The sequence below is a fragment of the Streptomyces sp. NBC_00554 genome, from assembly GCF_041431135.1.
Classification (GTDB): Bacteria; Actinomycetota; Actinomycetes; order Streptomycetales; family Streptomycetaceae; genus Streptomyces.
Map to the genome: position 1 here is coordinate 191,735 of NZ_CP107799.1, position 25,854 is coordinate 217,588.

At 70.5% G+C, this 25,854-nt stretch carries 26 protein-coding genes; 9 read left to right on the top strand and 17 right to left on the bottom strand.

The annotated features are described in order from the left end of the window. Positions 1 to 104: 104 nt before the first annotated feature. Entirely contained in the window at positions 105 to 800 is a 696-nt protein-coding gene (locus tag OG266_RS00920; protein WP_371541510.1) for a TetR/AcrR family transcriptional regulator, read from the top strand. A gap of 26 nt (positions 801 to 826) precedes the next feature. Here the strand turns inward: OG266_RS00920 and OG266_RS00925 are convergent, their stop codons facing one another. Next, positions 827 to 1,114, bottom strand: a complete 288-nt coding sequence (locus OG266_RS00925; RefSeq protein WP_371541512.1) for a helix-turn-helix transcriptional regulator — start codon at positions 1,112 to 1,114, stop codon at positions 827 to 829. Between the two features lie 32 nt (positions 1,115 to 1,146). Between OG266_RS00925 and OG266_RS00930 the strand changes: the two genes are divergently transcribed. Together OG266_RS00930 and OG266_RS00935 are read left to right on the top strand one after the other, a co-directional pair. After that, the gene (locus tag OG266_RS00930; protein WP_332880722.1) at positions 1,147 to 1,509 is read left to right on the top strand and encodes an SDR family NAD(P)-dependent oxidoreductase; all 363 of its coding nucleotides are present in this window, start codon (positions 1,147 to 1,149) and stop codon (positions 1,507 to 1,509) included. Positions 1,510 to 1,618: 109 nt separating this feature from the next. After that, a complete protein-coding gene (locus tag OG266_RS00935; protein ID WP_332880721.1) occupies positions 1,619 to 3,238 on the top strand; it encodes a tannase/feruloyl esterase family alpha/beta hydrolase in 1,620 nt (539 codons plus the stop codon). Between the two features lie 255 nt (positions 3,239 to 3,493). Here the strand turns inward: OG266_RS00935 and OG266_RS00940 are convergent, their stop codons facing one another. The 7 genes from OG266_RS00940 to OG266_RS00970 all read right to left on the bottom strand — a co-directional run bounded on the left by OG266_RS00940 (position 3,494) and on the right by OG266_RS00970 (position 10,984). Continuing rightward, positions 3,494 to 3,982, bottom strand: coding sequence for a glutathione peroxidase (locus OG266_RS00940; RefSeq protein ID WP_332880720.1), 489 nt, complete (start codon positions 3,980 to 3,982; stop codon positions 3,494 to 3,496). A 60-nt stretch (positions 3,983 to 4,042) separates the two neighbouring features. After that, complete coding sequence (locus OG266_RS00945) at positions 4,043 to 4,234, bottom strand: ferredoxin (RefSeq protein ID WP_332880719.1); 192 nt, start codon at positions 4,232 to 4,234, stop codon at positions 4,043 to 4,045. After that, positions 4,231 to 5,307 carry a 2-oxoacid:ferredoxin oxidoreductase subunit beta gene (locus tag OG266_RS00950; protein WP_371541517.1) on the bottom strand — a complete coding sequence of 359 codons (1,077 nt, stop codon included), beginning with the start codon at positions 5,305 to 5,307 and terminating at the stop codon, positions 4,231 to 4,233. The genes OG266_RS00945 and OG266_RS00950 overlap by 4 nt, the downstream gene beginning before the upstream one ends. Then, positions 5,304 to 7,175, bottom strand: coding sequence for a 2-oxoacid:acceptor oxidoreductase subunit alpha (locus OG266_RS00955; RefSeq protein ID WP_371541519.1), 1,872 nt, complete (start codon positions 7,173 to 7,175; stop codon positions 5,304 to 5,306). Before OG266_RS00955 ends, OG266_RS00950 begins: the two co-directional genes overlap by 4 nt. A gap of 53 nt (positions 7,176 to 7,228) precedes the next feature. Then, positions 7,229 to 8,401 carry an acyl-CoA dehydrogenase family protein gene (locus OG266_RS00960; protein ID WP_371541522.1) on the bottom strand — a complete coding sequence of 391 codons (1,173 nt, stop codon included), beginning with the start codon at positions 8,399 to 8,401 and terminating at the stop codon, positions 7,229 to 7,231. Positions 8,402 to 8,493: 92 nt separating this feature from the next. After that, positions 8,494 to 9,276: an enoyl-CoA hydratase/isomerase family protein gene (locus OG266_RS00965; RefSeq protein WP_371541525.1), complete on the bottom strand. Its 783-nt coding sequence runs from the start codon at positions 9,274 to 9,276 to the stop codon at positions 8,494 to 8,496. A 145-nt stretch (positions 9,277 to 9,421) separates the two neighbouring features. Then, on the bottom strand, positions 9,422 to 10,984 hold the full coding sequence (locus OG266_RS00970) for an AMP-binding protein (protein WP_371541528.1): 1,563 nt from the start codon (positions 10,982 to 10,984) through the stop codon (positions 9,422 to 9,424). 158 nt (positions 10,985 to 11,142) lie between these two features. Here OG266_RS00970 and OG266_RS00975 point away from each other — a divergent pair, with 158 nt between their 5' ends. Further along, positions 11,143 to 11,997 carry a mycofactocin-coupled SDR family oxidoreductase gene (locus tag OG266_RS00975; protein ID WP_371541531.1) on the top strand — a complete coding sequence of 285 codons (855 nt, stop codon included), beginning with the start codon at positions 11,143 to 11,145 and terminating at the stop codon, positions 11,995 to 11,997. Positions 11,998 to 12,018: 21 nt separating this feature from the next. On the opposite strand, the gene OG266_RS00980 is transcribed toward OG266_RS00975, so the two are convergent. From OG266_RS00980 to OG266_RS01020, 9 genes are read right to left on the bottom strand one after another with little or no spacing between them, the layout of a single operon-like run. Continuing rightward, positions 12,019 to 13,512 (bottom strand): class I adenylate-forming enzyme family protein, encoded by a 1,494-nt coding sequence (locus OG266_RS00980; protein WP_371541533.1) that lies wholly within the window; start codon positions 13,510 to 13,512, stop codon positions 12,019 to 12,021. Continuing rightward, positions 13,509 to 14,654 (bottom strand): acetyl-CoA acetyltransferase, encoded by a 1,146-nt coding sequence (locus OG266_RS00985; RefSeq protein ID WP_371541536.1) that lies wholly within the window; start codon positions 14,652 to 14,654, stop codon positions 13,509 to 13,511. The genes OG266_RS00980 and OG266_RS00985 overlap by 4 nt, the downstream gene beginning before the upstream one ends. After that, the gene (locus OG266_RS00990) at positions 14,651 to 15,784 is read right to left on the bottom strand and encodes an acyl-CoA dehydrogenase family protein (protein ID WP_371541538.1); all 1,134 of its coding nucleotides are present in this window, start codon (positions 15,782 to 15,784) and stop codon (positions 14,651 to 14,653) included. The genes OG266_RS00985 and OG266_RS00990 overlap by 4 nt, the downstream gene beginning before the upstream one ends. 10 nt (positions 15,785 to 15,794) lie before the next feature. Further along, on the bottom strand, positions 15,795 to 16,847 hold the full coding sequence (locus OG266_RS00995; protein WP_371541540.1) for a DUF2889 domain-containing protein: 1,053 nt from the start codon (positions 16,845 to 16,847) through the stop codon (positions 15,795 to 15,797). Positions 16,848 to 16,858: 11 nt separating this feature from the next. Then, entirely contained in the window at positions 16,859 to 18,316 is a 1,458-nt protein-coding gene (locus OG266_RS01000) for an aldehyde dehydrogenase (RefSeq protein ID WP_371541543.1), read from the bottom strand. An 18-nt stretch (positions 18,317 to 18,334) separates the two neighbouring features. Further along, positions 18,335 to 19,111: an aldolase/citrate lyase family protein gene (locus OG266_RS01005; protein WP_371541545.1), complete on the bottom strand. Its 777-nt coding sequence runs from the start codon at positions 19,109 to 19,111 to the stop codon at positions 18,335 to 18,337. Beyond that, a complete protein-coding gene (hpaH, locus tag OG266_RS01010) occupies positions 19,098 to 20,045 on the bottom strand; it encodes a 2-oxo-hept-4-ene-1,7-dioate hydratase (protein WP_371541548.1) in 948 nt (315 codons plus the stop codon). Before hpaH ends, OG266_RS01005 begins: the two co-directional genes overlap by 14 nt. Next, positions 20,042 to 20,944, bottom strand: a complete 903-nt coding sequence (locus tag OG266_RS01015; RefSeq protein WP_371541550.1) for an alpha/beta fold hydrolase — start codon at positions 20,942 to 20,944, stop codon at positions 20,042 to 20,044. The genes hpaH and OG266_RS01015 overlap by 4 nt, the downstream gene beginning before the upstream one ends. A 29-nt stretch (positions 20,945 to 20,973) precedes the next feature. Beyond that, positions 20,974 to 21,522 carry a VOC family protein gene (locus OG266_RS01020; RefSeq protein WP_371541553.1) on the bottom strand — a complete coding sequence of 183 codons (549 nt, stop codon included), beginning with the start codon at positions 21,520 to 21,522 and terminating at the stop codon, positions 20,974 to 20,976. A gap of 202 nt (positions 21,523 to 21,724) precedes the next feature. Between OG266_RS01020 and OG266_RS01025 the strand changes: the two genes are divergently transcribed. The 5 genes from OG266_RS01025 to OG266_RS01045 are packed head-to-tail and all read left to right on the top strand — an operon-like array spanning position 21,725 to position 25,538. Further along, a complete protein-coding gene (locus OG266_RS01025) occupies positions 21,725 to 21,973 on the top strand; it encodes a hypothetical protein (protein ID WP_371541557.1) in 249 nt (82 codons plus the stop codon). A 52-nt stretch (positions 21,974 to 22,025) separates the two neighbouring features. After that, a complete protein-coding gene (locus OG266_RS01030) occupies positions 22,026 to 23,195 on the top strand; it encodes a thiolase family protein (protein ID WP_371541559.1) in 1,170 nt (389 codons plus the stop codon). Between the two features lie 11 nt (positions 23,196 to 23,206). Continuing rightward, on the top strand, positions 23,207 to 23,707 hold the full coding sequence (locus OG266_RS01035; protein WP_371541562.1) for a 3-ketoacyl-CoA thiolase: 501 nt from the start codon (positions 23,207 to 23,209) through the stop codon (positions 23,705 to 23,707). Then, positions 23,707 to 25,020 carry a Rieske 2Fe-2S domain-containing protein gene (locus OG266_RS01040; RefSeq protein ID WP_371541565.1) on the top strand — a complete coding sequence of 438 codons (1,314 nt, stop codon included), beginning with the start codon at positions 23,707 to 23,709 and terminating at the stop codon, positions 25,018 to 25,020. The genes OG266_RS01035 and OG266_RS01040 overlap by 1 nt, the downstream gene beginning before the upstream one ends. After that, on the top strand, positions 25,017 to 25,538 hold the full coding sequence (locus tag OG266_RS01045; RefSeq protein WP_371541567.1) for an aromatic-ring-hydroxylating dioxygenase subunit beta: 522 nt from the start codon (positions 25,017 to 25,019) through the stop codon (positions 25,536 to 25,538). The genes OG266_RS01040 and OG266_RS01045 overlap by 4 nt, the downstream gene beginning before the upstream one ends. Positions 25,539 to 25,854 lie beyond the last annotated feature (316 nt).

Genomic DNA, 25,854 nt, shown 5'->3' on the forward strand with positions numbered 1-25,854 from the left:
CATCACCTTTGGGAGTCCAAGAAAATGGAACGGCCTTCCCGCTTCCATGATGCCAGCGTAACAACACAAGTGGGCACCCTGTTCCAGTTAGGTAGTCTGGGGGCATGCCGACCTCCGCAGCCCCCGCCGAAACCCCAGGCCGCAAGCCCGAGCCGGGACTGCGCGCCGACGCCGAACGCAACCGCGACCGCATCCTGGCCGCCGCCCGCCACCTCTACGCGACCGAGGGCCTCGGCGTCTCCATGGCCTCCGTCGCCCGCGAGGCAGGCGTCGGCAAGGCCACGCTCTCCCGCCGCTTCGCCACCCGCGAAGAGCTCATCACCGCCGTCTTCGCCGACCGCATGGACGCTTACGCCGCCGCCGTGGCCGAAGCCCTCGCCGACCCCGACCCCTGGCACGGCTTCACCCGTTACATCGAGGCCGTCTGCGCCATGCAGGCCGCAGACCGCGGCTTCGCCGACGTTCTGACCATGACCTTCCCCGCCGCCAAGGCGCTGGAAGCCCGCCGGGCCGAGGCGTACAATAGCTTCCTCGAACTCATCTCACGCACCCAGGCCACCGGCCGGCTCCGCGACGACTTCACCGCACAGGACCTCGTCATCCTGCTGATGGCCAACGCCGGCGTCGTCGCCGCCACCGGCGACGACGCCCCCGACACCTGGCGCCGCCTGGTCGGCCACATGCTCCGCGCCTATGCCGCCCCCGGTACAGAGATCCCACCCCTGGCCCCGACCCCCGCGCCAACCGCCCTCTACCGCGCCATGATCCGACTCGCCCGCCCCCGGCCCACCACCTCGTGACCATCGCGCGCGAGACGAGGCAGGCCTTACGGTGTGCGCGATTCTGCTCGGCGTCGGCATGCCGTTCCGGGCAGTTTCGCGGCGCGATGTGCTGTATCTCGGAACTGTCTGGGTGAGGAGCCGACCACGCGGCGGAATGCGGTGCTAAAGGCGCTCTCGGATTCATAGCCGGTCGCGAATGCGAATTCGGAGATCGATCGCGTGCCGCGACGCAGGGCATCACGGGCCAGGCTCATTCGCCACGCGATCAAGCACTCCAGTGGCGCAGTTCCGACCTGGTTCTTGAAAGATGCAGCGAACGCCGAGCGTGACATGCGGCTGATACCGGAGAGTTCTCAACTCACCCATGACGGAGACGCTGCGCGTCGCGCAGGCGTTCTTGCCGCTCGTGCAGAAGGCTCAGGCCGGGCGCGTCGTAAATGTGAGCAGCACGTTGGGCTCGATCACCACGCTCCTATCTCCGGGCAGCCCTACAGAGCAGATCCCGGCCTTCGCCTACTGCTCGTCGAAGACCTTCGTCAACGCGCTCACCGGATGGTTCGCCGTCGAACTCCAGGACACGCCGGTCAAAATCAACTCAGTGTGCCCGGGGTCCAACGCCACCGATATGAACAGCAACCCCGGAACGCAGCGCCCCTCGGAGGGAGCGAAGGTCGTCGTGCGCGCCGCCACGCTCCCGGCGGACGGTCCCAGCGGCAGCTTCGTCTGACACTCATTCCGAACAAAAGGCTAGTTGATTCAACTACTTTATGGAACGGTGAGCGGCGGGCCGATGGCGTCGACGGGACGCGCGCGGCACGGCGTGAATGGAGTGCGACATGGACGTGCGCAGACCGATCCACACCGGCAAAGCCTCCTGGACGACGGGCCGACCACTGAGGAAGCTGGTGGTCGCGAGCGCTGTCGGGGCCATGCTCGTCGCGGGAGGCCAGCCCCTGGCCCTCGCGGCCGGCCCGCACCACGCGCCCGACCGGCCCACTTGCGCGGTCACGGACATGCAGGGTGTCGTGTCCGGTGACGCGACGATCGTGTCCGCACGGTCCGTGACCACGCCGACCACCCACACCGCGTACTGCCGCGTCGACGGATACCTCACCACCTCCGGACCGGCCGGCACCGACCAGGTGAACTTCCAGGTGTCGTTGCCGGACACCTTCGCGAGCCGCTACGTGCTCATCGGTGTCGGCGGCGCCGCCGGGTCCGTCCCGGACCCCACCGAGGTACAGCTCCAGCAGGGCTGGGCCCAGGCGGGCACCGACGCCCGCGGGCCCGGGCAGATCCTGGACTACACGTTCGCGGCCGACCGCACCAAGGCGCTGGATTGGGCCACCCGCGGCGTGCACCTGTCCACCGTCGAGACGCAGGCCATCACTCGCGCGTACTACGGCCTGACCAACCGGCGGGGACAGCTGTACAGGTATATCGACGGCTGCTCCGGCGGCGGCCGGATGGGACTGGTCGAGGCGTCGCAGTACCCGTCCGAGTACGACGGCGTGCTCGCCGGGGCGCCAGGCAGCAACAGCCTGAACATCCTCAAGTTCGGGCAGATCGTCGACCACCTGCTGCGCCACTCCGACTCGTGGGTCTCCCCCGCCCAGCTCCAGCAGCTGGAGACCGCGGTGGTCGCGAAGTACGACGCGAGCGACGGAGCCGTGGACGGCTTCGTCCGGGACCCGAGCAAGATCGACCCCAAGTGGTTCGGCTCCCTGGGCATCTTCACGCCGGCGCAGCTCGGCCTCCTCGAGGTCATCACGGGTGAGCTGAAGGTCGGCGACCGTGTCTACAAGGGATACTCGGCGTCCAACCCGACGGGCTGGGCGCAGTTCCTGACCGGATTCGTGCCGCCCTCGGACTGGGGCGCCACCCAGACACCGCCCTCGCTGAGACTGTTCGACACCAACACCAGGGCGATGTTCGGTCTTGACTACGACTTCCGGACCCAGTTCGACTTCGACGACCCGGCCGACCTCCAACGCTGGACGACCGCCTTCGACGAGGTCTTCCCCGCGCAGAACCCCGGCCCGGCCAGCTTCGACGCCTTCCAGGCCCGCGGCGGCAAGATGCTGATCTGGCATGGGGTGAGCGACAACGGCATCTCGGTGTTCGACACCACCAAGCTCTACCGGCAGATCGCCGGCCACGACGGCGGATACGCCGTTACGCAGAAGTCGATCCGGCTGTTCACCACCCCGGGCCTGCTGCACTGCTTCGGCGGCCCCGGCCCCCAGGACACCCCGGTCCAGGGCCTTGCCGCGCTGGCGAAGTGGGTCGAGCAGGGCCAACCGCCGCAGACGATCGTGGTGAACTCCGGACCGGGCCAGCCCAAGGCCGGCTTCCGGCTGTGCCCCTACCCCGGCACACCCACGTTCCTCGGCGGGGTGCGCAACCCCGCGCGCCTGGACCCGCTCGACGCGGCGAACTGGTTCTGTCGCCGATGACCGCCTGATCTCCCCGTGCTGCCAGGCCCCGGCTCAGGGGCGGGCGGCACGGGGATCAGGAGCTTCACGGTTCTCCTCGTGCGCCGCCTCAACGCGGTAGGCCCAGCACCCGGTCCCCGATGATGTCGTGCCAGATCTCCGAGGTCCGCCCCCGTTCGTCGATGCCGTTGAGGCTCTTGCGGCCATGGTCGGCGCATGGAGGGCCGGGGGATGACTGCAGGCTCCCTGCCCGTGCAGCAGGGAGCCAAGACGTGTTCAGGCCTGGAGCTGACCCTCGATGGCCGCGACGACCTCCGCCGCTTCCGGGTCGACCAGCGGCCTGAAGCGGGCCACGGGCTCGCCCTGCGGGGAGATCAGGAACTTCTCGAAGTTCCACTTGATGTCACCGGCCTCGCCGTCGGTGTCGGCGAGCTTCGTCAGCTCGGTGTACAGCGGGTGCCGGTTCTCGCCGTTGACGTCGGTCTTCTCCAGCAGTGGGAAGGTGACGCCGTAGGTCGCCGAGCAGAAGGTTTGGATGTCCTCGGCGCTGCCGGGCTCCTGCCCGTGGAACTGGTTGCACGGTACGCCGAGGACGGTGAACCCCCGGTCTCCGTACTGCTGTTGCAGGCGCTCGAGGGCGGCGTACTGCGGTGTGAGGCCGCACTTGGAGGCGACGTTCACCACCAGGACCGCAGTGCCTTTGTAGGAGTCGAGCGTGGTCGGGTCACCGGACAGGGTGCGCAGGGGAATGTCGTACAGAGTCATCAGGTCTTCTCTCAGGTCAGTCTCTCTCGGTATCTGCTTCTCGGCGTCTGTCTCCCGGTGTCAGGTGAGCAGCACGGCCTGTTCGGGGCAGGACCGTCCCGCGAGCCGGGCGTCGGCGAGCTGGCGGTTCTCGGGCCGGGGGACGGTCACCGTCCCGTAGCCCTCCTCGTCCTCGGCGAACAGATCCGGTGCGACATCGAAGCAGCGGCCGTGACCGGCGCACAGATCAGGGTCGATACGCAGTTCGGTCATGGCGTCGCCGCGCCCACGGTCCAGGTGTCCTTGCCGTCGAGGAGCGACTGGAGGCCGGCCGGGCGCGCCTTCCGCTCCTCGGCGACCTGCTGCCGGGCCTGGTCGTCGTAGGTCGGCCGGGCCACGGAGTGGAAGATACCGGTGACGGTGTGGTTGAGGTCGGAGCCGGTCAGCCGGGAGAGGGCGAAGGCGTACGAGGGGTCGTCCACGGTGGCGTCGTGCACGACGATGTCGTCCTCGTTCACCTCGTCCGCGCGGGCCACGCGCAGACCGGCGTACCGGCCCCGGACCACGGCCCATTCGTTGTCACGGCCGAAGCGGATCGGCTCCCCGTGCCGCAGTCCGATGAGGTGCTGCTCGCGCTCCCCGGGTTCCTTGAGCAGGTCGAAGGCGCCGTCGTTGAAGATCGGGCAGTTCTGGTAGATCTCCACCAGGGCGCTGCCGCGATGGGCCGCCGCGGCGGCGAGCACCTCGGTGAGCTGCTTGCGGTCCGAGTCCAGCGCTCTGGCGACGAAGGTGGCCTCGGCGCCCAGGGCGAGCGAGACCGGATTGAAGGGTGCGTCGATCGAGCCCATCGGCGTCGATTTGGTGACCTTGCCGACTTCCGAGGTCGGGCTGTACTGGCCCTTGGTGAGGCCGTAGATCTGATTGTTGAAGAGCAGGATCTTGAGGTTGACGTTGCGGCGCAGGGTGTGGATGAGGTGGTTGCCGCCGATGGACAGCGCGTCGCCGTCGCCGGTCACCACCCAGACGCTCAGATCGGGCCGGGCCACGGCGAGACCGGAGGCGATCGCGGGGGCGCGCCCGTGGATGGAGTGGAAGCCATAGGTGTCCAGGTAGTACGGGAAGCGGGACGAGCAGCCGATGCCGGAGACGAACGCGATGTTCTCGCGCTTGAGTCCGAGCTTGGGCAGGAAGGCCTGCACGGCCGCGAGGACCGCGTAGTCGCCGCAGCCGGGGCACCAGCGCACTTCCTGGTCGGACTTGTAGTCCTTGGCCGACTGCTTCGCGCTGTCGGTGGGTACGCCATCCAGTCCGCCTGCGGTGGGCAGGCCGAGGTCGGTCAAGGTCACGAGGACCCCTCCTTGATGATGCGGGTCAGCACGCTTTCCAGTTCCTCGGCCAGGAAGGGCAGCCCGGCGACCTTCGAACAACTCTCCACGTCGACCAGGTACTTGGCCCGCAGCAGCGACGCGAGCTGGCCGAGGTTCATCTCCGGCACGACCACGTGCCGGTAGCGGCCGAGGACTTCGCCGAGGTCCGCCGGGAACGGGTTGAGGTGACGCAGGTGAGCATGGGCGACCTCCAGGCCGGCCCGGCGGACGCGGCGTGCGGCGGCGCCGATCGGTCCGTAGGTGGACCCCCAGCCGACCACCAGGACCTCGGCGCGGCCTGACGGATCGTCAAGCTCCGTGTCCGGTACGCGGATTCCGTCGATCTTGGCCTGCCGCAGCCGTACCATCCGGTCGTGGTTGTCGGGGTCGTACGAGATGTCGCCCCTGCCGTCGGACTTCTCAAGGCCGCCGATGCGGTGGGCGATCCCGGGTGTGCCGGGTACCGCCCAGGGGCGGGCGAGGGTCTCGGGGTCGCGCAGGTAGGGCCAGAACTCCCCTGATCCGTCGGGGGCGTTGGGGCCGTCGGCGAACTCGGGTGTCAGGTCGGGCAGGTCGGCCGCGTCCGGGATGCGCCAGGGCTCGGAGCCGTTGGCGATCGCGCCGTCCGAGAGGAGCAGTACGGGGGTGCGGTAGGTCAGTGCGATGCGGGCGGCCTCCAGCGCGGTGTCGAAGCAGTCCGCGGGCGAGCGCGGGGCGAGCACGGCCACCGGGGACTCGCCGTTGCGGCCGTGCATGGCCTGGAGGAGGTCGGCCTGCTCGGTCTTGGTGGGCAGGCCGGTGGAGGGGCCGCCGCGCTGTACGTCGATGACGAGCAGCGGGAGTTCGGTCATCACCGCGAGCCCGATCGTCTCGGACTTGAGCGCGATACCCGGCCCGGATGTCGTGGTCACCCCCAGCGCCCCGCCGTAGGAGGCGCCGAGCGCCGCGCCGATGCCGGCGATCTCGTCCTCGGCCTGGAAGGTCGTCACCCCGAAGTTCTTGTGCTTGGACAGCTCGTGCAGGATGTCGCTGGCCGGGGTGATGGGGTACGTGCCGAGCAGGACCGGCAGTCCGGAACACTGACCGGCCGCGACGATCCCGTACGCGAGCGCGGTGTTGCCGGTGATCTGCCGGTAGGTGCCCTCCGGCAGACCGGCGGGAGCGATCTCGTAGGAGACGGCGAAGGCCTCGGTGGTCTCGCCGTAGTTCCAACCCGCTTTGAAGGCAAGGATGTTGGCGTCCGCGAGATCCGGCCTCTTGGCGAACTTCTCCCGCAGGAACTGTTCGGTGCCGTACGTGGCGCGGCCGTACATCCAGGACACCAGGCCCAGCGCGAACATGTTCTTCGCCCGCTCGCCGTCCTTCTTCCCGACCTCGGTCTCGGACAGGGCGCCGAGCGTGAGCGAGGTCATGGCGACCGCGTGCACCTGGTAGCCGGCCAGGGTGTCGTCGTCCAGCGGCGAGGCGTCGTATCCGACCTTGCTCAGGTTGCGGGTGGTGAAGGCGTCGGTGTTGACGATCAGGGTGCCGCCTGCGGGCAGGTCCGCCAGGTTGGCCTTCAGCGCGGCGGGGTTCATCGCGACCAGGACGTCCGGCCGGTCGCCGGGGGTGAGGATGTCGAAGTCGGCGAAGTGGACCTGGAAGCTGGAGACGCCGGGGATGGTGCCCTGGGGGGCGCGGATCTCGGCGGGGAAGTTCGGCAGGGTCGCCAGGTCGTTGCCCAGGGCCGCCGCGTCGGAGGTGAACCGGTCGCCCGTCAGCTGCATGCCGTCGCCGGAGTCGCCCGCGAAGCGGATCACGGCCCGGTGCAGGGGCTGCGGGTCGGCGGCCTCGGTGGTCTCAGTCATCTCAGCGGCCCCAGTGGGCTCAGTCGTCTCTGCGGGCTCAGTCGTCTCGGTGGTCATCGCGGCAGCCCCAATACTCGGTCGCCGATGATGTTGCGCATGACCTCGGAGGTGCCGCCGCCGATCGAGAGGGAGAAGGAGTAGAGGTACTTGCCACTCCACCCGTCCGGCTCCCAGCGGCTGCGGAAGCGCAGCGCGTCGGCGCCGAGCAGGTCGAAGGCCAACTCGTAGACCCGGCGGGCGACTTCCGCGTAGTACAGCTTGATCAGCGATCCCTCCGGGCCGGGTGTCGCCGTCCTGGCGTTGCGGGAGATGCCCGCGTACGTCATGGCGCGCAGTGCGGAGACCTCGGCCCGTGACGTGGCCAGACGCCGGGCGAACTCGTCGTCCGCGAGGGCGGGTCGGCGGCCGTCGGGGCCGGTGCGCTGCCCGGCCAGTTCGTACAGCTCCTCCACGGTGCGGGCCAGCCGGACCTGGTTCGCGGTGAAGGACGTACCCCGCTCGAAGCCGAGGGTGGACATGGCCACGCTCCAGCCGCCGCCGAGCTCACCCACCACGTTGGCGAGGGGGATGCGCACCTCGTCGTAGTAGACCTCGCAGAATTCCTCACCGTCGTCCATGGTGCGGATGGGCCGTACCTCGATGCCGGGACTGTGCATGTCGCAGATGACCCAGGTGATGCCGTCGTGCTTGCGGTCGCTCCGGCCCGTGCGCACCAGGAGCTCCTGCCAGTCGGCGACATGGGCGAAGCTGGTCCAGATCTTCTGGCCGGTGACGACCAGCTCGTCGCCGTCGATCTCGGCCCGGGTGCTGAGCGAGCCCAGGTCGGAGCCGGCGTCGGGCTCGGAGAAGCCCTGGCACCAGACGACGTCGCCGCGCAGGATGGGGCGCAGATGGGCGGCCTTGTGCTGTTCGGAGGCCCGTGCCATCAGCGTCGGTCCCGCGTGGTTCAGCCCCACGAAACAGCTGTCGATGCCGGGCTGTCCTGCCAGTGCGTACTCCTCGTACCAGATGAGCTGCTGGATCAGGGAGAGACCACGGCCCCCGTACTCCTCGGGCCAGGAGATGCCGGCCCAGCCGCCGTCCCACTGGCGTCGCTGCCAGGCGAGGTCGTGCTCGCGCATGGCACTGCCGTCGGACGGCCTGGTCCCGCGCGGGGCGTTCTCCCGCAGCCAGGTCCTCACCTCGTCCCGGAACTCGGTCTCCTGGGGCGAAAAGCCGAGATCCATCGGCGCTCTCCTTTTCGTCTGATGGTCGTCTGGGGGGGATGGCCGCGTCGCCGTCCCGAGGAAGCCTGGCTCGCAGCGGCCCTCGGCGGCGCTCAGCGCAGCCGGGGCTCGGTCTTGCGGCCGTTGTGGCGTGGCCCGCCCCCGGGATTGCCGATGCGCGGATAGACGAGCCCGTTGCGCAGGGCCACCGAGGTCGGCTGGTCGAGGGATTCCCAGATGGCGCGGACGGTGCCCTGGATGGCTTCGGGGCGGCGCCCGGCTATCTCGCCCGCGAGCCGCGCGGCGTGATCCCAGAGGTCCTCGCGGGGGACGATCTCGGTGACCAGGCCGAGCCGCAGGGCCGTGTCGGCGGTCAGCCGTTCCTCATTGCCGGTAAGGGCCCAGCGCAGTACGTCGCCCAGGGGCACACCGCGTTGCAGCATCCCGATCGGTTCGAGGGCGGAGACGATGCCCCCGCTCGCGTGCGGGTCGAAAAAGGTGGCGTCGTCGGAGCAGATGACGATGTCGGCCTCGTTGAGGAAGTACATGGCGCCGCCCGCGGCCATGCCGTGGACCGCCGCGACGATGGGCTTCCACACCTTCTGCTGCTTGGGCCCGAGGCGGGCGCCGGGGTCCTCCTGCGACCAGAAGCCGCGGTCGGTCCACCAAGGGCCTTCGCGCACATCCATCCCGGTGCAGAAGGCGCGGTCGCCCGCCGCCCGCAGGACGACGGCGTGCACGGCGTCGTCCTCCCTGATCCGACGCCAGACGTCGGCCACCTCGATGGTCATGCGCTGGTTGAACGCGTTGAGGCTCTCCGGCCGGTTCAAGGTCACCGTCGCGACGTGATCCCTCAGGTCGAAAAGGATGGTCTCGTACGGTCCGGGGCTGGTCATGCGACTCCACAGGGACAGCGGTGGTGCCGCAGTGTCGCGGCAGCCCCACTCTAACTCTATCTGACGATAGTGTCACTCAAAATGCCGAGTGGAATCGCGCACCTGAGCAACTTCTGAGTATCAATCTGACGACCAAGACAGGTGGTCAGTCCGACTGGGACACCAGGCTCTTCCGCAGCTCGGCCCTGATCACCTTGCCCAGTGCGTTGCGCGGCACCTCCGCGACGATCTCCAGCTGCTCAGGTAGTTTCCGCCGGGACAGGCCGCTCGCCAGGAGACGCTCGCACAGCTCGGCCAGCGTGGGCGGCAGGCCCGGATCCGCGGGTACGACGACCGCGCACACCCGCTCACCCGTCCGCACGTCGGGCATGCCCAGGACCGCCACATCGGCCACGCGGCGGTCGGTGGCGAGGGCGTTCTCGATCTCCTGCGCCGAGATGTTCTCCATGTTGCGGATGATGACGTCCTTGAGGCGTCCCGTGATGGTGAGGTGCCCCTGCTTGTCGACCCGGCCCAGATCGCCGGTGCGCAACAGGCCGTCGGCGTCGAAGGCACCGGTCTCCAGCGCCGGATCGACGTAGCCGTCCATCAACTGCGGGCCGCGCACACGTACTTCGCCCTCCTCGCCGGGTTCCGCGCGGCGCTCGTCGGCCGTGACGATCACCACCTCCATGCCCTCCCCGCCACGCCCCTCGGAGTGGGCGAGATGCTCGTCGTCGTCGGCCAGGGAGCCCCAGGCGAGCATGGGGCACTCGGTCAGCCCGTAGCCGGCGAGGATGCCGATCCCGCCCAGCTCGCGCCTCACCTCCTCGTGCAGCGCCGCGGACTTGGCGGCCCCGCCGCTCAGGAACGACTTGGCGTCGGGAAACAGGGGCGCCTGCTCCGGATGGGCCCGCTGATACGCCAGGTAGGCCCGGATGAAGGGGACTCCCGAGCCGACGTGGGTCACCCCGCGGGCACGCTGGCGCTCGATCTCCCGGGCGGGCTCGAAGGTCTCCGCGATGACCAGCTCGTGGCCCGTGCGCAGCGCGGACATGAGGTGCACGGGGCCTGCTATGTGGGCGGCGGGAATGAGGAAGCTGACCACGTCGGCGGAGTCCAGGCGCAGCGCGCTGTCCATCGTGCGGGTCGCCGCCATGATCGTGGCGTCGCGGTGCTTGACACCCTTGGGGTCGGCGGTGGTGCCGGACGTGTAGAAGTACCAGCGCGCCGGTCCGGCCGCCCCGCCCGGCGCGGCCCCGGAAAAAGGTGGCAACAGGGCCGGGTCGTCTGTCGGGAGACCGTCGTCCGCGACGAGTACGTCGAGTCCCGGCTGCCCGGCAGCGATGTCACGGGCCATCGCCTCGTGGTCGAAACCGCGGAACACCCGGGGCACGATCAGCAGCGAGGGCCGCGCCTGGCGGCAGACGAACTCGACCTCACGCCTGCGCAGAATGGACACGAGCGGGTTCTGGACCGCCCCGAGCCGGCTCAGCGCCACCATGAGGACGAACGCGGACAGCCTGGTGGGCAACTGCCAGGAGACGACGGTGCCTTCCGTCACACCTCGGGCGGCCAGCCCCGCGGCCACCCGCTCGGCCTCGCCGCGGAGCCCGTCGAAGGTGAGCGAGCCACCGTACTCGTCCACCGCGAACACCTTGTCCGGCGTGGCCTCGGCCCGACGTGACACCAGCTCCCACAAATGATCCACGTCGATCACTCGGGTCACCTCCCATAAGTTACACGGTCGTCAGATCTCCTGAGGCTCGCTGAATCGACATCGCCTAGTCAAGGATGAATGCGGTACAGATTATTGACGAAGACGTCAGACCAGCGCGATGGTACGTACGCACTCCGCATGGCCGAGCCTCGTGGGAGGAAGAGAACATGGGCAGGGTCGAGGGAAAAATCGCGCTCATCACCGGTGCCGCACGCGGGCAGGGCCGCAGCCACGCGGTGCGCCTCGCCGAGGAGGGTGCCGACATCATCGCCGTGGACGCCTGTGTGGACGTGGCGAGCAACGGATATCCGCTGGCCACGCCCGAGGACCTGGCGGAGACGGCCCGCCAGGTGGAGAAGGCGGGACGGCGCGTGATCGCCCGTCAGGCCGACGTACGGGACGCCGCGGGGCTGCGCGCGCTGGTGGCCGAGGCCGTGTCCGAACTCGGCGGCCTGCACATCGTGGTCGCCAACGCCGGGATCGCACCGCTCGGTCCTGGCCCGGTGCAGGCGTTCGCCGACGTGGTGGACATCAACCTCGGCGGCACCGTCAACACGGTGCATGCCGCCCTGCCGTACCTCAAGGCCGGCGCCTCGGTCATCGCCACCGGTTCCGTGGCCGCGTTCCTGCCGGGCACCACCGGCACGGACGCCGGCGGCCCCGGCGGCGCGGGCTACGGCCTGGCCAAGCGTGTGGTCGCCCAGTACATCAACGATCTCGCCGTGCAACTCGCCCCCCAGTCCATCCGAGCCAATGCCGTGCACCCGGCCAACTGCAACACGGACATGCTGCAGAGCGACCCGATGTACCGCATGTTCCGGCCGGACCTCGACCAACCCACCCGCGAGGACGCCGAGCCCGCGTTCCACGCCATGCAGGCCATGCCGATCCCGTACGTCGAGCCGCTCGACGTCAGCCACGCGGTGCTCTTCCTCGCCTCGGACGAGTCCCGCTATGTCACCGGTCTCCAGCTGCGGGTCGACGCTGGAGCCGTCATCAAGGTCCAGCCCTGGAAGCAGTGACACCCGGCAACGGCTCGCTCTTCACGACCGGCGCCCCTCGGCCAGGGCCCGCAGCGCCCTCTTGTCGGTCTTCAGCAGGGGTGTGAGCGGCAGTTCCGGCACGACCTCCAGCCGGTCGGGTGCCTTGTAGTCGGCCAGCCTGCCCCGGACCAGGGCCCGCAGGTCGTCGAGCGTCGGCGGGCGGCCGGGGTCCGCCGGCACGACGAAGGCGACCCCGATCTCGCCGATGACCGGTGCGGGGGCGCCCACGACAGCGACCCTGTCGACCGCCGGATGGTCGGCGAGCACGTGCTCGACCTCCATCGGGTAGACGTTGTAGCCGCCGCGGATGTAGAGGTCGTCGGCGCGGCCGGCCAGCGTCACGTTCCCGTCGGGGGTGAGGTGGCCGAGGTCGCCGGTGGTCAGCCAGCCGTCGGAGTCCAGGACGGCGGCGGTGAGTTCGGGCGCGTTCCAGTAACCGCGCATGGCGCAGGGGCTCTTGAGGTGGATGCGCCCAACCTCACCGTCCGGCAGGGGCTTGCCCTCCTCGTCACGGATCGCGATCTCGACGCCGCTCTGCGGTCGCCCCACGGTGCGGTACTGCACCTCGGGCGGGTCGGCCGGGTCGGTGCCCGTGATGCTCGGCGACTCCGTCATCGCGTACCGGACGACGAGCGGGCAGCCCAGGACACGGGCGACCCGCTCGACGAGCTCCGGCGGGGCGGGGGCTGTGGCGGACACCCCGAGGCGTAGCCGGGGCAGCCGTACGCGGTCGATCCCGGGTACTTCGAGCAGCTTGGCCCACTGGGTGGGGACGCCGCCCGCGACGGTGATGTCCTCGTCGATCAGTTGCCGGAGCATGTCGTACGCCCGCCACGGGGTGGGGCTGACCACGATGGTGGAGCCGGTGGCTAGCTGGTCCCAGAGCTTGGCCATGTATCCGGCGTGCGGGAACGGGGTGCCGGTCAGCCGCCGGTCGTGACGAGCCGTCAGGACGCCGCCGGTGATCAGCGCGGCGGCGAGTCCGCGGTGGTCGAACCAGGCGCCTTTGGGGACTCCGGTGGTCCCGCTGGTCCAGATGATCGCGGCGGGGTCGGTGGCGGCGCCGCGCGGGCGGCGCCGGCCGAGGCCGGGTTGCCGGTAGCAGGCGGCGAGTTCACGGCGGGCCAGGACCGGGGTGCCGTACGGCAGCGGCGGCAGGTCCAGGTCCGTGTCGCGGATGACCAGGGCGGGCCGGCACTGGGCGATGACCGAGTCTGTCTCGTCCGGTCCGAGACGGGTGTTCAGTCCGGTGGTCACGGCGCCGAGCAGGGCGGTGGCGGCGTAGCAGACCGCGTAGTCGACGGACGAGGGGAGCATGAGGGCGACCACGTCGCCCTGTCTCACCCCGCGGTCGGCGAGTACGGCGGCCAGGCCGTCGGCGGCCCGCGCCCACTCGGCGAAGGTGAGGCGGCGCGGGCCCTCGACATAGGCCTCGTGGTCGCCGTGTTCGCGCACCGCCACGTCCAGTGCGTCGGCCAGGGTCTCGACGCTCACGTACGCCCCAGGATCAGGGTGCCGCTGGAGCAGAACCAGCCGCCGGTACCGCTCACGCAGGCCAACTCGGCGTCGGGCACCTGCCGTTCACCGCACTCCCCGCGCAACTGGCGTACCGCCTCGACGATGAGGAACAGGCCGCGCTGCCCGGGGTGGCAGGCGGACAGTCCACCGCCGTCGGTGTTGGTGGGCAACTCGCCGCCGTTCCTCAGCCGCCCCTTCTCGACGAAGGCCCCCGCCTCGCCCTTGGGGCAGAAGCCGAGGTCCTCCAGGGTGATGAGGAGCATGTACGTGAACGCGTCGTACAGTTCGCACACGTCGATGTCCTGGGGCCGCACTCCGGCGCGTTCGAAGGCGAGCGGCCCGGACACGGCGGCCGGTCCGGTGGTGAAGTCGGGCCACTGGCTGGTCGCCATGTGGCTGACGTACTCGCCGGTGCCGAGGATGTGGACGGGTGCCTTGGGCAGATCGGCAGCCCGGTCCTCGGCGACGATCACTGCCGCCGCACCGCCGTCGGAGCGGATGCAGCACTGGAGCTTGGTGAACGGGTCGGCGATCACCGGCCCCGACAGCACGTCGTCCACGGTGATGGGATCGCGGAAGGACGCCTCGGGGTTGGTGGCCGCGTTGGCCCGCGCGGAGACCGCGATCTCGGCCAACTGCTCGATGGTGGTGCCGTATTCGTGCATATGGCGGCGCGCGGCCATGGCGTACTTGGAGATGAGCGTGTGCCCGTACGGGGCCTCCCACTGCTGGGGCCCGCGCGAGCCCCAGTCGAGGCTGGCGGTGCGCAGTCCCCTCCGCAGGTCGGATCGGGCCGTCGAGCCGTAGGTCAGCAGGACCACGTCGGCGTGTCCGGCGGCGATGGCGTCGGCGGCGTGGGCGGCCATGACCTCCCAGGAGGCGCCGCCCACCGAGGTGGAGTCGATCCAGCGCGGGCGCAGGCCGAGGTACTCCGCCATGTCGACGGGGGGCAGGGTGCCGAGCGAGGTGGAGCCCAGACCGTCCACGTCAGAGGGGCGCAGACCGGCGTCGGCGAGGGCGCGGCGGGCTGCCTGCGCGGCCAGGGCGTACGGCGTCGCGTGGCCGACCCGGCCGACGTCGGACAGGGCGACGCCCGCGATGACGGCACGACGGCTCATCGGCCGGCTCCGGCGGGGGTCTGCGCGGACGGCTCGGCGCTCGGAGTCGAGGCAGTCGGCTCGGTGGCTTCTGCCCGTACGGCCGAGGCCGTCAGGCTGCTGATCAGCTGGAGGGTCTCGCGGGACGAGACCAGCAACTGGTCCAGGACCCGGGCGCGCTTCGCGTACAACTGGGCGTCGTGTTCGTGGGTGTAGCCCATGCCGCCGTGGATCTGGATGTTCTCGGAGGTGTTCCTGAGGGCGGCGTCCGCGCTCACGGTGCGCGCGGCGGCGGCGTGGAACTCGGCGTCCGGGCGGTCCTCGGCCAGTGCGAGGGCCGCGAAGAGGAGTTGGGCCCTGGCTGCCTCGGCGCGTACGGCCATGTCGGCGCAGCGGTGTTTGACGGCCTGGTTCACGCCGATGGGTCGGCCGAACTGGACGCGGTTCTTGGCGTGTTCGACGGCAAGGTCACGGGCGGCTTCCGCGATGCCGGTCTGCAGCGCGGCGACGAGAACGGAACCGCGCAGGAAGGCAGGTTCCAAGTCGGGGCCGACCGAGACGAGCGCGGGCTGCCGGTGCACGGAGGCCGTGGCCAGCCGTATGCCGGGGTCGATCGGCGGCAGCTGCCGGGGGATGCCGAAGGCAGCCGTCTCCAGCAGCACGGCGCCCTGCGGCTCGACGACGGCGACCAGCGCGGCCCCCGTCGTGTCGATCAGATCGAAGTCGCCGGACACGACCTCCAGGCCGCCCGATGCCTCGGGGCCTGTGGCGGCGCGCGCCCCGACCCGGCGCTGGGCGGTTCCGACCACGATCTCGCCGGCGGTGATGGCCTCGACGAGATCGTCACGCCCCGCCGCGGCGGCGATGTGGGCGCCGAGCACCGTGGCGACGAAGGGGCCGGGTGCGAGGTGGCGTCCGATCTCCCGGAAGAGCAGGGCTTCCTCGGCCGCCGTGTACCCGACTCCGCCCTGTTCCTCCGGGAGTCCGAGCCCGAACCAGCCCAGGCGGGCGGCCTGCTGCCACGAGGCCCGGTCGAACGCCTCGGCCTCACCGGCGCGTTCACGCAGGGAGGAGATCGGCATCTCCTTGGCCAGGAACTCGGCCGCGGAGGCGATGACGGCCTCTTGGTCGGCGGTGGGAAGGAGGTCCATGTTCGTCCTCTCAGGTGTCGGTACCGGCGGCCGTGGCAGTCGAAGTGGAAGTGGAACTGGCCAGGATCCGGGCCAGCGTGTCCACGTCCTCGACCGACCGCAAGGCATCGTTCAGATGGGTGCAGGTGCTCGTGCCGGTGAGTTCGGCGCGTACCCAGCGGCGCAGGCCGTCGACGGTGCGGCCGACGAGCCGGCCGGCGCCCGCCGCCGCGGCCGGGCATTCGGTCCACGGCAGGGCACGGGGCTCGGCCTTCAGCGCGAGGATCTCCAGCGTGGCGGGGTCGATCCGGCCGTCCACCGCGTAATCGTGGATGACCGTCTCCACGCCGTCCGGGCTCATGTGGGTGTCCCGGTAGAACACGTCGAGGGCGAGCGGCCGGCCGTCGATCAGGTCCAGGCGCCGTCGTCGCCGCATGCCGTAGGCCGGCAGTGGTCCGGTGTGGTGCCAGGACCAGGGGTCGTCGTCCGGTTCCAAGACGGGTGCCAGGGGTCCCTGGACCGTCGGCATGGTCCCGGTGCGGCCGATCTCAAGGAGCATGGTCCCGTCCGAGCGCCAGCCGGAGCAGATGTCCGCCTGCTGCAACGCGTACGGGCCGGTGTCCCGTTTGCTGATCCGCTCGTTCCCGGCGCCGACCGCGTACCCGCTGACCAGGGCGGCGCCCGGCAGGTCGTCGAGCAGCAGGTGCGTCAAGGTGGCCCGCTCGCGCTCCTCGGGGAGCGCCCGGCCCACCCGGGAGCGGAATCCGGCGGAGACGGAGGCCCCCAACAGGTCCTGCGCGCCGGGGAGTTCGGGAGTGGTCCGGATCTCGGTGAGCGCGAAGTGCCCGGCGTAGTCGACCCGGGCGTGCACGGCGGCCTCCGCGACGACGGTCGCCCGGCCGTCCGGGCCGGTGAGCAGGTCACGGGCCCGCCCGGAGAGGATCAGCTCCCCGTCGACGCCCCCCGGGCGCAGCATGTCGATGCTGCTGGTGCGCCGCAGTGAGCCGGGGCGGCGCGGCGGGGTGTGGGTGGTCGGGTGGTGCGGGCCGTGTCGCGGGTGCGCGGGGCGTCGGTCCGTGGTCATCTCCTGCCTCCTCAGCCGAGCACGAAGGGATCGCGGGTGCGGCCGGTGGTCTCGATCCAGACGGCCTTCTCCTCGAGGTACTCGCCCAGTCCCTCGGTACCGTTCTCGCGCCCGAATCCGCTGTTCTTGACACCGCCGAAGGGCATCGCGTAGTTGAGCGTGCGGTACGCGTTGACCCAGACCGTGCCGACCTTCAGCGCGCGGGTCATCCGGAAGACCCGGCGTACGTCGGCGGTCCAGATCCCCGCGGCCAGTCCGTAGCGGGAGTCGTTCGCCAGCCGTACCGCCTCGTCCTCGTCGCCGAAGGGCACAGCGGCGAGCACGGGGCCGAAGATCTCCTCGCGGCACACGACCGAGTCGTTGGGCAGGCCGGTGATGAGGGTGGGCTGGAAGAACAGGCCGCCGTGCCCGCCGTCGCCGCCGCCGACGCGGATGACGGCGCCTTCCTTGCGCGCAGTGTCGACGTAGTGCTGGATCTTCTCCAGCTGGCCGGGGAAGCAGATGGGGCCCATCTCGGTGGCGCTCCCGGTGGGGTCTCCCATGACGATGGAGTCGGCGCGTTCGGCGACCCGGTCGACCACCTCGTCGAAGACGTCCGCGTGGATCAGTGCCCGGGAGCCGGCGATGCAGGTCTGCCCGGCCGCGGCGAAGATCCCGGCGATCAGTCCGTTGGCGGCGGCTTCCATGTCGGCGTCCGGGAAGACGATGTTCGCCGACTTGCCGCCCAACTCCAGGGTGGCGGGGGCGAGATGGGAGGCGGCGGCCGCGGCCACGGCGGCGCCGGTGGTCTCGGAGCCGGTGAAGGAGACCCGGTCGACTCCGGGGTGCCTGACCAGCCACTCCCCCACCTCCCGGGAAGCGCCGCTGACGGTGTTGAACACTCCCGGCGGGAAGCCCGCGCGTTCGAACAGCTCGGCGAACTTCAGGATGGAGACGGGGGCGTGCTCGGACGGCTTGGCCACCACGGTGCAGCCGGCCGCCAGCGCGGGCGCGAGCTTGAAGGTGAGCAGCAGCAGGGGCGAGTTCCAGGGGAGTACCGCGGCCACGACGCCCACGGGTTCCCGGCTTACGTAGCCGAAGAAGTCGGGGCGACCGGTGTCGACCACCCGACCCTCGATCTTGTCGGCGAATCCGGCGTAGTACTCGTACCAGGCGGGCAGCGAGCGCACCTGGCCGCCCATCTCGCGCAGCAGCTTGCCGTTGTCGCGGGTCTCGGCCAGGGCGAGTTCGTCGGCCGCCGCCTCGATCTCCTGGCCCAGGCGGCGCAGCAGCCGCGCGCGTTCGGCGCCGGACAGGGCGCCCCAGGGCCCGTCGAAGGCGGCGCGGGCCGCGGCCACCGCGTCGTCGACGTCCCGTGCGGTCGCCTCGGCGACCTGGGCCCATGGACCGCCCCGGTAGGGGTCCAGGGAGTCGAACGTCGTACGGCCCGGGCGCCGCTCGGCGCCGATGGTCATGGCGATGGCTTCCATGTCTCTCCCCAGCAGGCTTCAGGTATCGGTGCGGTAGCGGGCGGCGAGTTCCTCGCTGCCCCGGGCGAGCAGGGTCACGTCGGCCCCGACGAGGACGAAGGTGCAGCCGAGCCGCAGATACCGGCGGGCGGCGGGCTCGGCGAAGGCGTTGATTCCGGCGGCCTTGCCCTGCCCGAGGATGGCGCCGATGCCCTGTTCGATGCGGCTCAGCACGTCCGGGTGGTCGGGGTTGCCGAGGTGGCCGAGTGACGCGGCGAGGTCGGCGGGGCCGATGAAGACGCCGTCCACGCCGTCGACCGCCGCGATCTTCTCCAAGTGGTCAATCGCGTGGGCGGATTCGGCCTGAACCAGGACGGTGATGCCGTCGCCCGCCTGCTGGAGGTATCCGGGCACCCGGTTCCAGCGCGAGGCGCGGGCGAAGGCGCTGCCCACGCCGCGGATCCCGTCGGGCGGATAGCGGGTCGCCCGCACCACCGCCTCTGCCTCCTGCGCCGAATCCACCATGGGGACCAGGAGGTTGCGTACGCCGATGTCGAGGAGCCGTTTGATCAGTACGGGGTCGGCGGACGTGGGACGCACGACCGGTTCGACCGGATAGGGGGCCACGGCCTGGAGCTGGGCGAGCACCGACTGCGGGTCGTTCGGCGCGTGTTCCATGTCGATGAGCAGCCAGTCGAGGCCGCCGCCCGCGCAGATCTCGGCGATGTAGGGGCTGCCGGAGGCGACCCACATCCCGATCTGCGGGCGCCCGGAGCCGAGTTGGCGCCCGAAGCCGCCGCTGTCAAGTGCCGGCATGGCTCTCCCCGCTCTCCCTGGTCTCCCTGGTCTCCCTGATCTCCCTGGTCTTCCCAATCTCCGTGCTCCCCTTGCCCTTCTCGCCGAGGAACCGGCAGGTGATCGTGCCGAGTGGCCCGTAGTCGGCCTGGAAGGTGTCGCCGTCGTGGGCGTGCACCGGCCGGGTGAAGGAACCGGCGAGGATGATCTGGCCCGCTTCCAGCTCCACGTCGTGCGGGGCGAGCTTGTTGGCCAGCCAGGCCACTCCGTTGGCGGGGTTGTTCAGTACGGCAGCGGCGACCCCGGACTCCTCGATGGAGCCGTTGCGATACAGCAGGGCAGAGGCCCAGCGCAGGTCGACGTCGAGCGGTCGCACCGCCCGGCCGCCGAGCACCAGGCCGGCGTCGGCGGCGTTGTCGGCGATGGTGTCCACGATGGTGCGCAGATGGCCGGTGTCCGGATCGCTCATCTGGACGCGGGCGTCGAGGATTTCGAGGGCCGGGGTGACGAACTCCGTCGCCCGCAGCACGTCGAAGAGGGTGCAGCCGGGGCCGCGCAGGCTCTCTCCCAGGACGAAGGCCAGCTCGACCTCGACCCGGGGCCGGATGAACCGGTCGACGGGCACGTCGGAACCGTCATCGAAGAGCATGTCGTCGAAGAGGGCGCCGTAGTCGGGTTCGGTGATCGAGACGGCCTGCTGCATGGCCCGCGAGGTCAGTCCGATCTTGCGCCCGATGAGGCGGCGGCCCTCGGCGAGCTTGCGGTCGACGAGCGTGCGCTGGACCTCGTACGCGTCCTCGATCGTCATCTCCGGGTACTGGAGGGAGAGTTGGCGGATCGGGATCCGGGTGCGTTCGGCGTCGTGCAGCCGGTCGGCCGCGTCGCGCAGGTTGTCGGCGTTCGGGCGGGCAGCGGTCGGGCGGTCGTCGGCCGTCGTCATCGTCGGCGCCGTCATCGGCTCAGCAGGAAGTCGAGGGCGACCGTGTTGAAGGTCGCCGGGTCCTCGAAGTGCGGCCAGTGGCGGACGTGCGGCATCTCCAACAGACGGGCGCCGGGGATGAGTTCGGCCACGCGGTATGCCGTGCTGCGGTACTCGTTGCGTTCGCCGGAGGCCACGACCAGGGCCGGTGCCTTGATGGAGGACCACTCCTCCTCGGTGAGCAGATTGCGCTGCCGTACGTCCGGATCTTGAAGGATGAGTACGTGGTCGATGACGGCCTTCGTCTCCGGGAGCCGGTAGATGGCCTGGCGCAGGGCGATCACGTCCGGGATGCGGTTGCGTTCCTCGGCCATGAGGTTGAGAAACATGGCCCTGATGGACTCCCAGGTGGGGTCGTCCACGGCGCGGGTGCGCTCGGCCCGGATGCGTGCCATGTTGCTCGCGGTGCCGACGAGGCCGGCCGGGGAGCACAGGATGAGCCCGTCGACGCGCTGCGGGTGGGTGAGCGCGAGGCGTGCGGCGACCCAGGAGCCGAGGGAGGTGCCCGCGAAGGATGCCTTCTCGATGCCCAGTCGGTCCATCAAGCCGGTGACGTGGCGGGCGTACACGTCGATGTCGTAGTCGTAGTCGGGTTTGTCGGAGAAGCCGTTGCCCACCATGTCGAGCGCCACGCAGCGGAAGTGCCGGGAGAGCGGGCCGAGGTTCGAGGCCCAGGTCTCCCAGTGGCCGCCGGTGCCGTGCAGCATGACCAGGGCGGGGGCCTCCGGGTCTCCCGCCTCGACGTAGCGCGTGGAGACGCCGTCGACATCCGTCCATGCCTGCCGGAACGGCACCTCGCGCAGTTCGGTCCAGATACTCCGGTAGTCGGCGTACCGGTCGGGCTCCTCGTGCAAGCCGGTCTCGACTTCGCTCATCGCGCCGCCCTCTCCCGTGTCTCCCGTGGTCACTGTGCGGCCAGCCGGGCGGCCAGCTCCTGCTGCCAGACCTCGACGGGTTTGGCGGTGCCGGTCTCCCCGATGAGCTTCTCGGTCTCCGCGCGGATTTCCTCGTCACTCCGGTCGAAGTCGAGCGTGACCCGCCAGGGCTGGCTGACGTACCAGGGCGTGGGGGTGTACAGCTCCAGCCGGTTCCCCTCCGGGTCCTCGAAGTAGATGCTCCAGCTGTTGCCGTGGTTGCGGCCTTCCATGCCGGCCGCGCCGAGTTCGAGCGCCCGCCGGTGGAACCAGCGCAGCGAGCCGAGGTCGTCGTCGTTCAGCCGGAAGGAGAGCTGGCTGAGCAGCACCGTCCCGCGCGGTGCCTCGCGGCCGGTCACCAGGACCAGTTGGTGGTGTTCGTCGGCCTTGCGGCTCAGGAAGGTGAGGCGGCGGCCGAGGAACTCCCCGCTGTCGCTCACCGCCATCCCCATGAGCTCGGTGTAGAAGCCGACCATGGCGTCCATGTCGTCGACATAGAGCCCCAAGTGGGTGAGCTGTGCAGGTGGCGGAGTGTTCATGGTCCTCCCTCGATGACCTGGGGAGCGATGCGGCGGGGTGGCTCCCGCACGGGCCCCAGTTGGGTGCTCAGGACGATAGTATCTGACATCAATGTCGTCTAGATCTAGCACCCGTGAGCACACCCGTCTTATCCTGCTGAAAACCCGGAAGATGCGCAGGATCACCGAGATATGTTCCCGGTCGCCGTACAGATGGAGTCCCATGCCGAGCAGTGATGGACACCGGGAAGGCTTCCCGCAATTCAATGCAGTTCTGACGAATGAGTTCGCATCGGTCCGGCTGTCGGTGGACCTCTGCGGTCACACCCCCCGGCTCCGTGTCGAGGACCTGGAGACCGGGGACGCGATCCACATCGATCCGCTGGAGCTCGCCAGCTTCTGCCAGGTGACCGAGCCGGACCGGGCCGACTGGCTGCGCGTGGGCCAGTACCGGTCGGACGCCGTCGTATGAGGGCACGACTGAGGTCACGAACGCGCGCGAGTAGCGGCCTGAGGGAGGACGCATGACGTACCCGGCCATCATCGGACTTGGCATGACCGAGATGTCCCTGCGGCCCGGCGGGACCGCCCGCGAACTGGCGCACCGGGCCGTGTCCGCCGCCCTGGCCGACGCCGGACTGACCCGCGCGGACGTGGACGGACTGCTGGTCGGCTCCAGCCAGGGCGTCCGCCCGGACCGGGTGGGCGTGTCCCTGGCCCGGCAGGGCGGCTTCGGCGACCTCGCGCTGCTGGAACACGTCGAGATCAAAGGGGCCACGGCCGCCGCGATGATCCAGCGCGCCGTGCTCGCGGTACGGGCCGGGCTCGCCCGCACCGTCGTGTGCGTCTTCGCGGACGCGCCGCTCCAAGCCGGCGGCGGCTCCGGTTCCACGTACGCGCACAGCGGCGGCACCGAGGGAGCGCGCGGCCTCGAACGCGCCTCGGGGGTGCTCGGTTCCGTCCCCACGTACGCCCTGCTGGCCTCCCGCTATCTGGCACTCACCGGCGGTTCGGAGGAGGACCTGTGCGCGGTGGCCCGCACCGCACGCGCCTGGGCGGCGGGCAATCCGCACGCCGTCGCCCGCACCCCGCTGAGCGCCGACGACTACTTCGCGGGCCGGATGATCTCCACCCCCCTGCGGCTGTACGACTGCGCGCGCCCGGTGAACGGCGCCGTGGCCCTGGTCGTCGGCGCACCCGGCCGGGACAGCGGCGGGCCACCGCCCGTCCATGTGCGCGGTATGGCGCAGCACCACTCCATGCGGCGCCGGCGCGCCGGGGCGGAGTCCTGGTTCGACCAGGATTCCTCGGCCCTGCGGGCGGCTGCCGACCGCGCCCTCGTCATGGCACGCCGACGGCGCTGGGACGTCGACGTCCTGGAGCTGTACGACCCGTTCAGCGTCGTCACGTTGTGCCTACTGGAGGGGTACGGGTTCTGCGAGCCGGGGCACGCCGGGAAGCTGGCCCGCGCCGGCGCTCTCGGGCCCGGGGGCGAGCTGCCGGTCAACACGGGCGGCGGACAGCTGGCGGGCTTCTACCTCCAGGGCATGACGCCGCTCGCCGAGGCCGTCGTCCAGCTGCGCGGCACGGGAGGCGCCCGGCAGGTCCCCCGGGCGGCCACCGCCTTCGTGGCGGGCATCGGCGGCCGCGTCGACCACCACGCCTTCCTCGTACTCGACCGGGAGCCGCTGTGACCTCCGACCCCATGACCTCGACATCCGACGCGGTGGCGCCGGACTGGCTGGTCGCCGACGAGCTCGCCCCGGCCGTGACAGGCACGCTCGCCCCGCTGTACGAGGCTGCCGCCACCGGGGTGCTGGCCCTGCCGTTCTGCGGCGACTGCGGCGCGACCCTCGAACTCGACCAGGATCTCTGCGACCGGTGCGCGTCCGGCTCCGTCGTCTGGCGGCGGGTCGAGCCGGTGGGCGTGGTCCACGCGGTGACCACCGTGCACCGGCGTGAGCCGCGGCTGACCCGGCCGTCCGACCGCCCGTACCACGTGATCGATACCGAACTGGCCAGCGGGCACCGCCTCGTGCTGACCACCGACAGACCGGCGGACACACCACCCGCGATCGCGGACCCCGTCCCTATCGGCTTCCGCACCGTGGGCGGCACCGTCCTCCCGGCGGTGTCCCTGACCGCCGTACGCGGCGCACCCGACGCAGGTGTGCCCGCCGAGCCCGACAACCCGGAGACCGCCTGATGACCACCCTCGACAACCCGCCTGCCGAAACCACCGAGGCCGCCAACCCCACCAACACCTTCGACGTGGAGGCCCTGGTGCGCCCCGACCGCGTCCACGGCTCCGTCTACACCTCACCGGAGATCTTCCGCCGCGAGCTGGAGCAGATCTTCCGCAAGGGGTGGGTCTATGTGGCCCACGACAGCGAGGTCCCCGAACCCGGCGACTACATCACCCGCATGATGGGCCAGGAGCCGGTCATCGTGGCCCGCGGCAAGGACGGCCAGGTCCGTGTCCTGGCGAACCGCTGTGCCCACCGCGGCAACCGGCTCTGCAACGCCGAGCAGGGCAACGCCACCTCCTTCCGGTGCCCGTACCACGGCTGGACGTTCAGCAACGAGGGCCCGCTGGTCGCCGTACCGATGAGGAACGGCTACGCGGACCGCTACGACTCGCTGCGCGGCGAACTCGGCCTCACCCCGGCCGCCCGTGTGGACACCTACCGGGGCTTCGTCTTCGCCTCCCTCGCTCCCACCGGCATCTCCCTGCTGGAGCACCTGGGGCGCTCCACCGACGCCATCGACCGGCTCCTCGCGCTGTCCCCCGCCGGTGAACTCCAGCTGGGCGCCGGGCACATGAAGCACTTCCAGAACTGCAACTGGAAGATGGTGATGGAGAACAACGTGGACGGCTACCACGCGCTGTTCACCCACAAGTCGGTCTACGACGCCGTACGTCCGGCCAAGGTCTCGCACCAGCCCGCGAAGGTGAAGGTCCTGGTACGCGACCTCGGCGGCGGCCACTCCGAGATCGACTACAGCGAGGAGTACGAGAAGCTGGACGAGGAGTTCGTCTGGTTCGGCCGCAGCCCGCGCGAGAAGCTGCCCGCCTACGTGTCCGCGATGGAGGCGGCGTACGGCCCCGAGCGCACCCATCACTCCCTGGTGGTCGGCCCGCCGCACACGCTGATCTTCCCCAATCTCTTCCTGGCCGAGATGAACATCATGACGGTGGATCTGCTGGCCGCCGACCGCACCGTCGCCTACACCACCCCGGCTCTCCTCAAGGGCGCCCCGGAGCTCAACGGCAAGATGCTGCGCCGCACCGAGGGCGCGATGGGCCCGGCCGGCTTCCTGATCGCGGACGACGGTGAGATCGGCTTCCGCAACCAGCGCGGGCTCGCGGCGCGCGGATCCGAGTGGCTGCAGCTCAGTCGCGGCCTCGAGAGCGACCTCGACAACGAGACCGGAACCGTCAACTACGACAAGAGCTCCGAGACCCCGCAGCGCGGCTTCTGGCGCGAGTGGGCCCGAGTGATGGGAGCGTCCGCATGACCACGGTGGCGAACACCGACGCCGGGACGAGCGAGGCGACCCGGCCCGTCTTCACACCCGTCGACCCCGAACTGGCCGCTTTCATCTACCTGGAGGCCCGCCTCGCCGACGAGTCGCGTTACTCGGAGTGGGAGGCCCTGTGGGACGACGACGCCTGCTACTGGGTCCCCATGCGCGAGGGCGACGACCCCCAACGGAACCTGTCCTACATCTACGACAACCGGCGCCGGCTGCGCAGCCGGATCGCCCAGCTCAACACCGGCTCCCGGCACGCGCAGACCCCGCCCTCACGGATGCGGCGCACGGTGTCCAACCTGGAGGTGCTCGCCCAGGACGGCGACACGGTGACCATCGCCTCCAACTTCGCACTCCACGAGTACCGCTACGAGCTGACGGTCTGGGCCGGCCGCTACGTCCACCGCATCCGCACGGGCCCGGGCGGGCCACGCCTGGTGGAGAAGACCGTGCACCTGGTGAACGGGCACGGCGCCGTGCCGACGCTGGCGTTCCTGATCTGACCCCGGCACCACACAGCTGCTCTCAGAAGCTACGTCTGAGGCCTGACAACCAGGCAGGGTCCTGACGTTCGTCGTGGCGCGGGCGCCGCGCCGGGCGAGCGTGTCCTGCGGGCTCACGAACGAGTGACGCTTCCCGCGCCGATACCGGGCGTCGGCCAAGGTCCGCAGTCGCAGGGTCAGCGGTCCGATCAACCGGTGCTGACGGGTCGGCGACTTGATCAGACATACGGTGGCAGGCTCACGACACATCGAAGCTCCGGGCGGTGCAGGCGACTTGATCGGTCACCGGCATCAACCGGAGCTTCGTTGCGTCCGG